General features: G+C 73.8%; 12 protein-coding genes. 9 read left to right on the top strand and 3 right to left on the bottom strand.

The window, feature by feature from the left end; all coding sequences use genetic code 11:
• The first annotated feature begins 81 nt into the window (after window positions 1-81).
• A complete protein-coding gene (locus ACH0BZ_RS10395; RefSeq protein ID WP_406898200.1) occupies window positions 82-1,176 on the top strand; it encodes a sugar phosphate nucleotidyltransferase in 1,095 nt (364 codons plus the stop codon).
• On the opposite strand, the gene ACH0BZ_RS10390 is transcribed toward ACH0BZ_RS10395, so the two are convergent.
• Both ACH0BZ_RS10390 and cofD read right to left on the bottom strand, forming a co-directional pair.
• Complete coding sequence (locus tag ACH0BZ_RS10390) at window positions 1,158-2,600, bottom strand: coenzyme F420-0:L-glutamate ligase (protein WP_406898199.1); 1,443 nt, start codon at window positions 2,598-2,600, stop codon at window positions 1,158-1,160. The two genes, ACH0BZ_RS10395 and ACH0BZ_RS10390, sit on opposite strands and share 19 nt — an antisense overlap.
• On the bottom strand, window positions 2,597-3,616 hold the full coding sequence (gene cofD, locus ACH0BZ_RS10385; RefSeq protein WP_406898198.1) for a 2-phospho-L-lactate transferase: 1,020 nt from the start codon (window positions 3,614-3,616) through the stop codon (window positions 2,597-2,599). Before cofD ends, ACH0BZ_RS10390 begins: the two co-directional genes overlap by 4 nt.
• Before the next feature lie 348 nt (window positions 3,617-3,964).
• Here cofD and ACH0BZ_RS10380 point away from each other — a divergent pair, with 348 nt between their 5' ends.
• Window positions 3,965-4,276, top strand: coding sequence for a WhiB family transcriptional regulator (locus tag ACH0BZ_RS10380; protein ID WP_406898197.1), 312 nt, complete (start codon window positions 3,965-3,967; stop codon window positions 4,274-4,276).
• 9 nt (window positions 4,277-4,285) lie between these two features.
• Here ACH0BZ_RS10380 and ACH0BZ_RS10375 read toward each other — a convergent pair whose 3' ends face one another.
• On the bottom strand, window positions 4,286-4,738 hold the full coding sequence (locus ACH0BZ_RS10375; protein ID WP_406898313.1) for a metallopeptidase family protein: 453 nt from the start codon (window positions 4,736-4,738) through the stop codon (window positions 4,286-4,288).
• A gap of 251 nt (window positions 4,739-4,989) precedes the next feature.
• On the opposite strand from ACH0BZ_RS10375, the gene ACH0BZ_RS10370 reads away from it, so the two are divergent.
• From ACH0BZ_RS10370 to mtrA, 7 genes are all read left to right on the top strand, one after another.
• Window positions 4,990-5,457 carry a DUF3499 domain-containing protein gene (locus ACH0BZ_RS10370; RefSeq protein ID WP_406898195.1) on the top strand — a complete coding sequence of 156 codons (468 nt, stop codon included), beginning with the start codon at window positions 4,990-4,992 and terminating at the stop codon, window positions 5,455-5,457.
• 67 nt (window positions 5,458-5,524) lie between these two features.
• Window positions 5,525-6,901, top strand: coding sequence for a phosphomannomutase/phosphoglucomutase (locus ACH0BZ_RS10365; protein ID WP_406898194.1), 1,377 nt, complete (start codon window positions 5,525-5,527; stop codon window positions 6,899-6,901).
• Window positions 6,894-8,000 (top strand): hypothetical protein, encoded by a 1,107-nt coding sequence (locus ACH0BZ_RS10360; protein ID WP_406898193.1) that lies wholly within the window; start codon window positions 6,894-6,896, stop codon window positions 7,998-8,000. The genes ACH0BZ_RS10365 and ACH0BZ_RS10360 overlap by 8 nt, the downstream gene beginning before the upstream one ends.
• A 3-nt stretch (window positions 8,001-8,003) precedes the next feature.
• Window positions 8,004-9,242, top strand: a complete 1,239-nt coding sequence (gene manA, locus ACH0BZ_RS10355; protein WP_406898192.1) for a mannose-6-phosphate isomerase, class I — start codon at window positions 8,004-8,006, stop codon at window positions 9,240-9,242.
• Window positions 9,243-9,304: 62 nt separating this feature from the next.
• Complete coding sequence (gene ahcY / locus ACH0BZ_RS10350) at window positions 9,305-10,771, top strand: adenosylhomocysteinase (RefSeq protein ID WP_406898191.1); 1,467 nt, start codon at window positions 9,305-9,307, stop codon at window positions 10,769-10,771.
• Between the two features lie 23 nt (window positions 10,772-10,794).
• Window positions 10,795-11,433 carry a dTMP kinase gene (locus ACH0BZ_RS10345; protein WP_406898190.1) on the top strand — a complete coding sequence of 213 codons (639 nt, stop codon included), beginning with the start codon at window positions 10,795-10,797 and terminating at the stop codon, window positions 11,431-11,433.
• An 86-nt stretch (window positions 11,434-11,519) separates the two neighbouring features.
• A complete protein-coding gene (mtrA, locus tag ACH0BZ_RS10340; RefSeq protein ID WP_406898189.1) occupies window positions 11,520-12,200 on the top strand; it encodes an MtrAB system response regulator MtrA in 681 nt (226 codons plus the stop codon).
• Window positions 12,201-12,232 lie beyond the last annotated feature (32 nt).

Below are 12,232 nucleotides of genomic sequence, written 5' to 3'. Positions count from 1 at the left end.
CGGCCGCCGGACCCCGCGCCCCGCGCGGGAGCGCGGCCCCGAGCGGGGGAGCCCGAATTGACCTCTCCGGACATCGTGACCATGAGCGACCATGACGACGACCTGATCGCGGACGCGGAGGCGATCGTCCTCGTGGGCGGCAAGGGCACGCGCCTGCGCCCGCTCACCATCTCGGCGCCCAAGCCGATGCTGCCCACGGCGGGGCTGCCCTTCCTCACCCACCTGCTCTCGCGGATCCGCGCGGCCGGGATCCGCCGGGTGGTGTTGGGCACCTCGTACAAGGCGGAGGTGTTCGAGGAGCACTTCGGCGACGGTTCGGAGCTCGACATGGACATCTCGTATGTCGTGGAGCGCGAGCCGCTCGGCACCGGCGGCGGCATCCGAAACGTGCTCCCGGAACTCACGGCGTCGACCATCCTCGTGTTCAACGGCGACGTCCTGGGCGGCACCGACCCGCGGGAGATCATCGACCTGCACCGAAAGAAGGACGCCGACCTCACCATGCACCTGGTCCGCGTCGCGGACCCGCGGGCGTTCGGCTGCGTGACCACCGACGACGACGGCCGGGTGCTGGAGTTCCTCGAGAAGACGCAGGATCCGCCGACCGACCAGATCAATGCCGGCTGCTACGTGTTCCGGCGTGAGCTCATCGAGCAGATCCCGGAGGGCGTGCCCGTCTCGGTCGAGCGGGAGACGTTCCCGCAGCTGCTCGCCGAGGGCCGGCGCGTCTACGGGTTCGTGGACTCGGCCTACTGGCGCGACATGGGCACGCCGGAGGACTTCGTGCGCGGCTCCTCGGACCTCGTCCGGGGGATCGCGCCGTCGCCCGCGCTGGAAGGGCTCCACGGTGAGGCGCTCGTCCACGAGGGGGCCGGGGTCGGGGCGGGCGCGGTGCTGGTCGGCGGCACCGTGGTGGGGCGCGGCGCCGAGATCGGGGCCGGGGCGCGGCTCGACGGCGCCGTGATCTTCGACGGCGCCCGCATCGAGGCCGGCGCGACGGTTGAGCGCTCGATCGTCGGTTCCGGTGCCCGGATCGGCCACCGCGCCCTGGTGCGCGACGGGGTGATCGGCGACGGCGCCGACATCGGCGCCCGGTGCGAGCTGCTGCGGGGCGCCCGGGTCTGGCCCGGGGTCGTGATCCCCGACGGCGGGATCCGCTACTCCACCGACATGTAGGCAGTGCCCGGGTCGCGGGGCTCCCGCGCCGGGACCGGGTCGGCCGGCACGCCCACGGCGACCGCGCCGAGGGGGCGCCACGAGTCCGGCAGGCCCAGCTCGCGCCGGGTGGTGTCGGCGGCGAAGATCGTCGAGCCCACCCAACAGGAGCCGAGCCCGCGGGCGGCCAGCGCCACGAGCAGCGACTGGACGGCCGCGCCGCCGGCAACGGTGAACATCGTCTCCTCGCAGGCGCGGCGGCGGGCGTCCGGGTAGTCGTGGGCGCCCGCGGCGTCGTCGACGAACGGCAGGATCAACTCGGGGCTCGTGCGCAGCAGGTCGCCGCGGGCCAGTCGGCGCGCGAGGACGTCGCCGGTGTGCCCGTCGGCGCGCAGGTCGGCCTCCCAGTCCGCCCGCATGGCGTCGAGGAGCCGGGCGCGGGCCGCCCCCGCGACGCGGACGAAGCGGATCGGACGGGAGTGGTGCGGCGCCGGCGCGGTGAGCGCGTCGGCCACCGCTGCGGTGAGGTCGTCGGTCGGAACGGGCGCGTCGGCGAAGCGGCGCACCGAGCGGCGGGCCGGGACGGCCTCGCGCCGGCCCAGTGCGAGGGACTCGGCGGTGCCCATCCGGAAGAGGTCCGTGGCGGCGTCCCGGACGAGGTCCCGGGCGCGCGGCCGGCCGGCCTCGTCGTCGCCCCCGCCGCTGCCACCGGCGCCCGGTCGGGGGTCGAGGAGGAGGTGGTCGAGGCCGCGGATCACCGCGACGGGGCGCCCGCCGAGCTTGCCCTTGGCGAGGTCGGCCGCGGCGGCGATCTCGTCGGCCACGGCGATGTCGGTGACGAGCAGGTCGTTGCCCTGGCGGTCCACTGCGCCGCCGTAGCCCACCGAGACCCGCACCCCGGCCGCACCGATCGCCACGTCGGTCTGGCCCGTCCGCCACGCGCGGCCCATGGTGTCGGTGACCACCACCGCGATCCGCGCGCCGGTGCGCGCGGTGAGGGCGCGGGCGAGGTCCAGGGCCGAGGCGTCGGGGTCCTCGGGCAGGAGTGCCAGCTCGTCGGCGGCGACGTTGGAGCCGTCAACGCCCGCGGCCGCCTGGACCAGGCCCAGCCGGTTCTCCGTGATGAGGGTGCGGTTGACGCGCGCCACCACCCGCACGGACTCGGCGTCCACGAGGCGCCGGCGCAGGGCGTCGCGTTCCTCGGGGTCGCGCGGGGCGGCCACGACGCGGCCCTCGACCTTGGACAGGACCTTGGAGGTCACCACCACGACGTCGCCGTCGGCGAGGCCGTGCGGGTCGCGGGTCAGGGCGTCGGCGAGCGTGGCGGCCAGGTCGTCGCCGGGGCGGAACTCGGGCAACCCGTCGGGGGCCCAGATCGTGATCCGGCCGGACGCGGCGTGCTCGACCGACCGGTGCCGGATCTCGGGGAGCGCGCCGTCGGTCACCGGGTGCCCCCGGGGACCTCGAGTCCGGCCAGGTCGATCGCGGCCGCCACCATGGCGGCGGTGGCGTCGGGGTCGGTCATGAGCAGTGGGGCCTCACGCACGGCGATCCCGTCGACGCGGGCGTCGCCCCGGGCCGGGCCGTCGCCGGGGGCCACGAGCCACCCGTCGAGCAGCCCGGTGCCCGACCGCGCGCCGTAGTGGCGCGCCACGGCGAGCGCCGAGGTCTCCACGCCGATCGCCGACAGGCACGCGTCGGCCATGCCGCGCAGCACGGCGCCGTCGATGACCGGGCTCACGCCCACCACCGGCGCGGAGGTGGCCCGCAGCGCGGCGCGGATGCCGGGGACGGCGAGGATCGCGCCGGTCGAGACAACGGGGTTGGAGGGGGCGACGACGACGAGGTCGGCCTCCGCGATCGCCTCGAGTGTCTCCGGGGTGGGCTCGGCCTGCTCCGCGCCGATCTGTACGAACGCCGTGGCGGGCAGGGTCGCGCCGTGCCGCACCCACCACTCCTGGAAGTGGATCGCGCGCCCACCGGTCTCGTCGCCGGTCTCGGCGAGTACGACGTGCGTCTCGCAGCGGTCGTCGGTCACGGGCAGCAGGCGGACGCCGGGGGACCAGCGGACGCAGAGTGCCTCGGTGACGTCGGTGAGCCGGAAGCCCGCGCCGAGCATCTGCGTCCGGACGAGGTGCGTGGCCAGGTCCTTGTCGCCGAGCCCGAACCAGTCGGGCTGCACGCCGTACTCGGCGAGCTCGGCCTTGCAGTTCCACGTCTCGTCCGCGTGCCCCCAGCCGCGGCCCGTGTCGATGCCGCCGCCGAGGGTGTACATACAGGTGTCGAGGTCGGGGCAGATACGCACGCCGTGCATCCACGCGTCGTCGCCGACGTTGACCACGGCGTCGATCCGGTGGGGCGAGGCGCTGCGCGCCGCGAGGTCGTCGAGACCGAGCAGGCGGCGTGCGCCGAGCAGGAATCGGGCGCCACCGACGCCACCGGCAAGTACACAGATCCTCACGCCTGCCCAGCGTAGTGACGCGGCGGATCACGGGCCGGGGTGGCCCGGCGGCGTGGCGTATCCCACACCTTTCGGCGGCGTGTCCGCGACCGCGGGCCGGGCGGAAATGCTAGGGATCGTCGATTTCGCTTGACCTGGGGGCCGGGCATGTGTGTAATCACAAGTGTGTCATTCGCCTGAGCACCGCCCCCCATTCGGTAGCGCAGCGGACACGGTCGACCGGTTGTTCGACTGTGGTCGGTACGGGTGTCGTCACCGGGGGAGCAGCGGCCCTTGCGAGGGGCGCACGGCAAGGATGTCATGACACCCCGGCACGTACACGACCGACGAGGAACGCAAGACGAAGGGATGACCGTGAACCGACAGTCACGCACCGCGGCGGGACCCGATCTGGCCGTGCTCGACTTCGGCGTCACCGCGCTCTTCGCGGAGGACGAGGAAGAGAGCTGGCAGGACCGGGCCCTGTGCGCCCAGACCGATCCCGAGGCGTTCTTCCCCGAGAAGGGCGGCTCGACCCGCGAGGCCAAGAAGATCTGCACTGGGTGCGAGGTCAAGGCCGAGTGCCTCGAGTACGCCCTGGCCAACGACGAGCGGTTCGGCATCTGGGGCGGGCTCTCCGAGCGCGAGCGGCGGCGCATCAAGCGCGGCGCGGTGGGCTGATCCCCGACGTCAGGGGCCGTCGGGCCCCGATTCGACCTCGTCCGGCGAGATCTCGAGATGCTGGGAGACCAGCTCGACGAGGACCGAGTAGATCAGGTCCCGGAGGTCGTCCGGATCGGGCGCGCGGCGGGTGAGCGGCCGCCGGAACAACACGAGCCGGGCCCGGGTGGGCTGCCCCGAGCGGTCCACGCCCGCCGGCACGAGCCGGGCCAGGGGGACGAGCCCGTCGGCCACGACCTCCTCGGGCCACGACTCTCCCGGGCGCAGGCGCATCCGCGGCACCATGTCCACGGCCAGGTCGAGGTGCTGCAGGCGGGTGTGCCAGTGCTGGTCGATCTCAGCGAACGCCTCGAGCGCGGCGGCGTCGAACTCCTCGGCGCGGCTGCGCCAGCGCGGCACCTCGGGCGGCAGGACCGGGCCCCGCGGTCCGTGCCCGCGCCGTTCCGCGCGCCGCGAGGTCACGAGCCGACGGCCGCGGCGGCCGGGATCACCCGGGAACTCCCGGACGGAGATGCGGCTGCCCGCGCACACGTCGGCCTGGCCGGCTCCGGGGAGGGCGCTCCCGCTCGGCGGCCGTCCGGGTACCGGGGCGGTCGGGGTCATGGCGCGAGGATAACCCCCGCCCGCCCCACGCCCGTGCAGCGGCGCGGTCGCGGCGCGCCGCGGCGGGTCGCCACCCCTCCGCCGTCTCGGCGCGGCTACCCTGGGGCCTCGTGAGCGAGAACCGACGTTGCTGCCGCCCGGGATGTCCCAACCGTGCGGTCGCCACGCTCACCTATGTCTACGCGGACTCCACGGCCGTGGTCGGGCCGCTCTCGGCCGTCCAGGAGCCGCACTCGTGGGACCTGTGCGCGGCGCACGCCCTGCGGATCACCGCGCCCCGCGGGTGGGAACTGGTCCGGCACCCGGACATCGACACCTCGGCCGAGGACTCCGACCTCACCGCGCTGCTCGACGCCGTGACGGGCGGCCCCGTGGGCTCCGCGCGCGGCGGGGCGGTGCTCATGGACGCGGACCGACTCCGCCGCCTCGGCGTCTCCGATCCCGGGCCGGCCCTCGTCGGCACCGAGGCGGACACCGGGGCCGACCGGGACGGGGACGGCCGACCGCACCTGCGCGTGGTGCCCACCGGCCCCGACGCGGGTGGTGACGCCGGGGCCGACCGGACCGAAGGCCACTGAGGCCCTCCCGCGGGTACTGTCTACGGCGTAACCCGAGTCCGTTCGCCTCACCCCTGGGAGCAGCCCCGTGGCACGCAGCGCCGAGTCCGTCCGAGCAGTCATCAAGGCCTACGACGTCCGCGGGCTCGTCGGCGAGCAGATCGACGAGGAGTTCGTCCGCGAGGTCGGGGCTTCCTTCGCCCGGCTCATGCGATCCGAGGGCGCCGACCGGGTCGTCATCGGGCACGACATGCGGGACTCCTCGCCCGGCCTGTCCCGCGCCTTCGGCGAGGGCGTCACCGGCCAGGGCTTGGACGTGGTGACGATCGGCCTGGCCTCCACCGACCAGCTGTACTACGCCTCGGGCAGCCTCGACTGCCCCGGTGCGATGTTCACGGCCAGTCACAACCCGGCCGCGTACAACGGCATCAAGCTCTGCCGGGCCGGAGCCAAGCCGGTGGGCCAGGACTCGGGTCTCGGCGTGATCAGCGACGAGCTCGTCGAGGGCGTTCCCGCCTTCGACGGCGCGGCGGGCTCGGTGACCGAGCAGGACGTGCTCGAGGGGTACGGCGAGCACCTGCGCGGACTCGTCGACCTGTCCGGGGTCCGGCCGCTGAAGGTGGCCGTGGACGCGGGCAACGGTATGGGCGGGCACACCGTTCCGGCCGTGCTCGGCGGCCTGCCCCTGGAGATCGTGCCCCTGTACTTCGAGCTCGACGGCACCTTCCCCAACCACGAGGCCAACCCGCTCGAGCCGGCGAACCTCGTGGACCTGCAGGAGTTGGTGCGCAGCAGCGGCGCTGACATCGGCCTGGCCTTCGACGGCGACGCGGATCGCTGCTTCGTGGTGGACGAGCGCGGCGAGCCCGTGGCACCGTCCGCCATCACGGCGCTCGTCGCCGAGCGGGAGATCGCCAAGGAGCCCGGCGCCACCGTCATCTACAACCTCATCACCTCGCGCGCCGTGCCGGAGCTCGTCGAGGAGTCCGGCGGCGTGGCTGTCCGGACCCGGGTCGGCCACAGCTTCATCAAGGCACAGATGGCCGACACCGGTGCGGTCTTCGGCGGCGAGCACTCGGCGCACTACTACTTCCGCGACTTCTGGGGCGCCGACTCGGGCATGCTCGCCGCGATGCACGTCCTCGCCGCTCTCGGCGGCCAGGACGCGCCGCTCTCGGCGGTCATGGCCGACTACACGCGCTACGCGGCGTCGGGGGAGATCAACTCGACCCTGGAGTCGGCGCAGGCGCAGACCGACCGCATGGAGGCCGTGGTCGACGCGTTTGCCGCCCGCGCGGAGTCGGTCGACCGGCTCGACGGCGTGACCGTGGACCTGGGCGAGGGCACATGGTTCAACCTCCGCGCCTCCAACACAGAGCCGCTCCTGCGGCTCAACGCCGAGGCGCCCACCGGGGAGGGCGTCCGCGCGATCGCCGATGAGGTCCTCGCGATCGTCCGTGCCTGATCTGACCAGCGACGCCGACGCCGGCCGACGGGGCGACGTGATCGACCTCGACGACCCGGAGGCCCTGCGGGCCGGCGACGCCACCGCGACGCTGCTGCACGCGTCCATGGCGGGGGCGCAGGTCCGGGCCGTGGCCACGGCGGTGGAGGCCGGGGCGCTCGAGCAGATCGAAGGTACCCGGCCCCGCGCGCTGGTCTGGGTGTCCGGTCGGTCGGCGCGGGCCCGCCAGGCCGCCGCAGTCGTCACGGCGACGGCCGCGCACGTCGGGGGTCCGTCGGTGCCGCCGGTCGTGGTCGTCCACGAGTTGCCGGCCTGGGCCGGGGCGCTCGACGTGGTGCTGGTGTCGGGCGACGACGCGGGCGACCCGGCTCTGGAGCGGGCGATCGCCGCGGCGGCCCGTCGCGGCGCCGGTGTCGTCGTCGACGTCCCGCGCGAGGGGCCGGTCGCCGAGGCCGGCGCGGACCGCGCCGCCTGGCTCGAGCCCCTGCCGTACCTCCCACCGCACCGTGGGGTCCTACGGCACGTCGCCGCCGGGATGGCGGTGCTCACCGCGCTCGGCGTCCCCGGGCTCGACGTGGCCGCGGCGGCCGACGCCGTCGACCTCGAGCTCGAGGGCATCGGGCCGGAGCTCGCGACCCCGGTCAACCCGGCCAAGCTCCTCGCGACGACGGTCGCCGGGACCGACCGGCTGGTCTGGGTGCACGACGACCCGGTCGCCGAGGCGTTCTGCGCCCGCGCCGTGGCCGCGTTCCGCGACGCCGGGCGCGTGACCGCCGCCGCGACGATTCCCGACGCCGTCCGCGGGCAGGCCGAGCGCGCCGCGGGGCGTCCCGCCGTGGACCCGCTCGCGCGCCTCTTCCACGACGAGGAACTCGACGGCACCTGGGACGATCGGTCCGTCCGGCACCTGGGTATGGTGTTGGGTGCGGACGAGGACTTCGTCCGGCCGGCTGCGGGGCCGCTCACCGACCTCGAGTGGGTCTCCGATCGCGGCCGGGACACGGTCGGCGACGTCCCGGCCCCGTTCAGTGGAAGGGTGGCCGCGCTCATGGCACGCACGGAGATCGCCGCCGCCTACCTGCTGGTCGGGGGTCTGTGACCCGTGGTCTCCCTCGCCCCGGTGGTCCAGGCGTACTCCTGGGGCTCCCGGACCGCCCTACCGGACCTGTGCGGCGGCGTCTCGCCGGCCCCGCACCCGGTGGCCGAGTACTGGTTCGGCGCCCACGATTCGGGCCCGTCGCGCTGCCCGGACGGGCGCGGGCTGAACGAGCGGATCGCAGCCGATCCGGAAGGCGAGCTGGGGGAGCGCGTCCTGGCCGAGCACGGCGGCACCCTACCGTTCCTCGTCAAACTCCTGGCCGCCGAGCAGGCGCTCTCGCTGCAGGCCCACCCGTCCCTCGACCTCGCCCGCGAGGGGTACGCGGCCGAGGACGCCCGCGGAGTCGCCCTCGACGCCCACGACCGCAACTACCGCGACACCAACCACAAGCCCGAGGTCCTCGTGGCGCTCACCGAGTTCCACGCCCTCGTGGGGTTCCGGCCCGTCGACCGGACGCTGGCGCTGCTCGACGCCCTGGACGTCCCGGGCCTGCGGCCGTACCGCGACATGTTGGCCGCGGAACCCGACCGGGCGGGCATCCGTGCGGTGTTCACGACCTTCGTCACCATGCCCCACACGGCCCTCACGGCGGTGATCTCCGACCTCGTCTCCGCCGCCGTCGGCTATCTCACGACGGCGGGGGTCACCGCCCCCTGGTCGGCAGTGGCCACGACGGTGGTCGAGCTGGCCGAGCGCTACCCCTCGGACCCCGGTGTCCTCGCGGCGCTGCTGCTCAACCGGGTCGTCCTGCGCCCCGGCGAGGCCGTGTACCTCGGCCCCGGCCACCTGCACGCCTACCTGCGGGGGGTCGGCGTCGAGGTCATGGCCAACTCGGACAACGTCCTGAGGGGCGGCCTCACGCCCAAGCACGTGGACGTCCCCGAGCTCATGCGGGTGCTGGAGTTCGCCCCGCTCGACGACCCGACGGTCCGCCCGGTGCCGGCGGAAGGAGGCCTGCCGGGGGAACTGGCGTACCCGACCCCGGCCCCCGACTTCGCCCTCTCGCGCATCGAGCTGGCCCCCGGCGCGGAGGCGCTCACGTACCACCCGGCCGGCCCCGAGGTGCTGCTGTGCACCGCCGGGGCCGTGCGCGTGACCGAGCGCGGGGAGACCGTGGACCACGGTCCCGGCACCGCAGTCTGGGTGGCCGCGTCCACCCCGGAGGTGACGCTCGCCGCGCCCGACGGGGCGACGGTGTTCCGCACCCGCGTGGGCGATGCGGCGGCGGCCCGGGGGCGGTGACGGGGCACCCGCTAGTGTGGCGGGCGAAGTCTTTCCCGATAAGCGAGGAGCTGGTCGCGCACATGTCCGCTGATCTGCAGGTGCAGTCCGTCAACGGTGTCGAGTTCAAGGTGGCGGATCTGTCGCTCGCGGCGGCGGGCCGCCAGCAGATCCGCCTGGCCGAGCACGAGATGCCCGGCCTCATGGCCCTGCGCGAGGAGTACGCCGCCGAGCAGCCGCTCGCCGGCGCGCGCGTCGCGGGCTCGATTCACATGACGGTGCAGACGGCCGTGCTCATCGAGACGCTCACCGCGCTCGGGGCCGAGGTCCGCTGGGCCTCGTGCAACATCTTCTCCACCCAGGACGAGGCCGCGGCCGCAGTGGTCGTGGGCCCCGAGGGCACCCCCGAGGCGCCGCAGGGCGTGCCGGTGTTCGCGTGGAAGGGCGAGACGCTCGAGGAGTACTGGTGGTGCACCGAGCAGATCATGACGTGGCCGGACACCGAGCCCAACATGATCCTCGACGACGGCGGCGACGCCACGATGCTCGTCATCAAGGGCACCGAGTTCGAGGCCGCCGGCGCCGTACCGTCCGACGACGAGGCGTGGTCGGCGGAGGAGAAGGTCTTCCACGCGCTGCTGCGCGAGTCGGTGGCGAAGCACCCCGGCAAGTTCACCGCCGTCGGCGAGGCCGTCAAGGGTGTCACCGAGGAAACCACCACCGGCGTCAACCGCCTCTACCAGTTCCACGCGGCCGGCGTGCTGCCGTTCCCGGCGATCAACGTCAACGACGCGGTCACCAAGAGCAAGTTCGACAACAAGTACGGCACCCGCCACTCGCTGCTCGACGGCATAAACCGGGGCACCGACGCGCTCATCGGCGGCAAGAAGGCGCTCGTCTGCGGCTACGGCGACGTGGGCAAGGGATGCGCCGAGGCCCTCGCCGGCCAGGGCGCCCGCGTCCAGGTCACCGAGATCGACCCGATCAACGCGCTGCAGGCGCTCATGGACGGCTTCGACGTGGTGACCGTGGACCAGGCCATCGAGTCCGCAGACATCGTCATCACGGCGACCGGCAACAAGGACATCATCACGTTCGACCACATGCGGCGGATGAAGAACAAGGCGATCCTCGGCAACATCGGCCACTTCGACAACGAGATCGACATGGCCGGCCTCGAGTCCGCCGCCGACGTCACCCGCACCACGATCAAGCCGCAGGTCGACGAGTTCACCTTCGCCGACGACGGCCGGTCGATCATCGTGCTCTCCGAGGGGCGCCTGCTCAACCTGGGCAACGCCACCGGGCACCCGTCGTTCGTTATGTCGAACAGTTTCTCCGACCAGGTGATCGCGCAGATCGAGCTGTTCACCAAGGCCGACGAGTATCCGATCGGCGTGCACCTGCTGCCCAAGATCCTCGACGAGAAGGTGGCGCGCCTGCACGTCGAGGCGCTCGGCGGCACGCTCACGCGGCTGGCCAAGGACCAGGCCGAGTACATCGGCGTGGATGTGGACGGCCCGTACAAGCCCGACCACTACCGCTACTGATCCCGGTGGGGGACGGGGCACCGGTGCCCGCGCCGCTCGTCGTGGTGGAGGGGCTCGACGGGGCCGGGAAGAACACGTTGACGACGACGTTGGTCGCCGAGCTCACCGCCCGCGGCCTCTCGGTGGGCCGACTCGCCTTTCCCCGGTACGGCACGCTCCACGCCGACCTGGCCGCGGACGCCCTGCACGGCGGCCAGGCCGGGACGGCTGACTCGCCGCACGCCATGGCGCTGCTGTTCGCGCTGGACCGCCACGCGGCACGCGACGAGGTCGCGGGGCTGCGGGCCGCGCACGACATGGTGCTGCTCGACCGCTACGTGGCGTCCAACGCCGCGTACACGGCCGCCCGCCTCGGCCCGGACCGGGAGGCCGAGGTCGTGGAGTGGATCGGCGACCTCGAGTACGGGCGGCTCGGGCTGCCGGTGCCGACGCTGCAGCTGCTGCTCGACACCCCGGTGGAGCTCGCCGCCGCCCGCGCCGGTTCGCGCGAGGCGGCGGACCCGGGCCGGATCCGGGACCGATACGAGCGCGACTCGGGTCTCCAGGCGGCGACGGGCGCGGTGTACCGGCGGCTCGCCGGGGCCGGGTGGCGCTCGCCGTGGCGTGTCCTCGGCACCGATCCCGACGTCGCCGGGCTCGCCGATCTCTGCGTCGAACTCTGAGCCGCACCCCCGTCGGCGGGGAGGGGACGGGTAGTGTCTCGGCCAGGAGCCCGACCCAACGCCGATCAAGCCGACAAGTGGTGACCATGACCCCGAAGATCCTCGTCGTCGACGACGACGCCGCACTGGCCGAGATGCTCACCATCGTCCTGCGGGGCGAGGGGTTCGAGACCGAGGTCGTGGGCGACGGAATCCAGGCTATGGAGACGTTCCGCGCCGTGCAGCCGGATCTCGTCCTGTTGGACCTCATGCTGCCCGGCAAGAGCGGGATCGACGTGTGCAAGGACATCCGCGCCGAGTCTCGTGTGCCGATCGTCATGCTCACGGCCAAGACGGACACGGTTGACGTGGTGCTGGGGCTGGAGTCGGGCGCGGACGACTACATCATGAAGCCGTTCAAGCCCAAGGAGCTCGTGGCCCGCATCCGGGCGCGCCTGCGGCGCGGCGACGACGAGCCGACCGAGCTGCTGCACATCGGCGACGTGACGATCGACGTGCCGGCGCACACCGTGACCCGTGACGGCACCCCGATCCCGCTCACCCCGCTCGAGTTCGACCTCCTCGTGGAGCTCGCGCGCAAGCCGCGCCAGGTGTTCACGCGCGAGGTCCTCCTCGAGCACGTGTGGGGCTACCGGCACTCGGCCGACACCCGCCTGGTCAATGTCCATGTCCAGCGCCTGCGCGCCAAGATCGAGAAGGACCCGGAGAACCCCGAGGTCGTGCTCACCGTCCGCGGCGTCGGGTACAAGGCGGGCGCGGTCTCGTGATCGCCGGTCGCACGGACGACGCGGGGGCGTCC

Source organism: Dietzia sp. 179-F 9C3 NHS, from assembly GCF_045369825.1.
GTDB lineage: Bacteria > Actinomycetota > Actinomycetes > Mycobacteriales > Mycobacteriaceae > Dietzia.
Note: the sequence above shows the minus strand (reverse complement) of the source record. Positions and strands in the feature narration are given on the sequence as shown.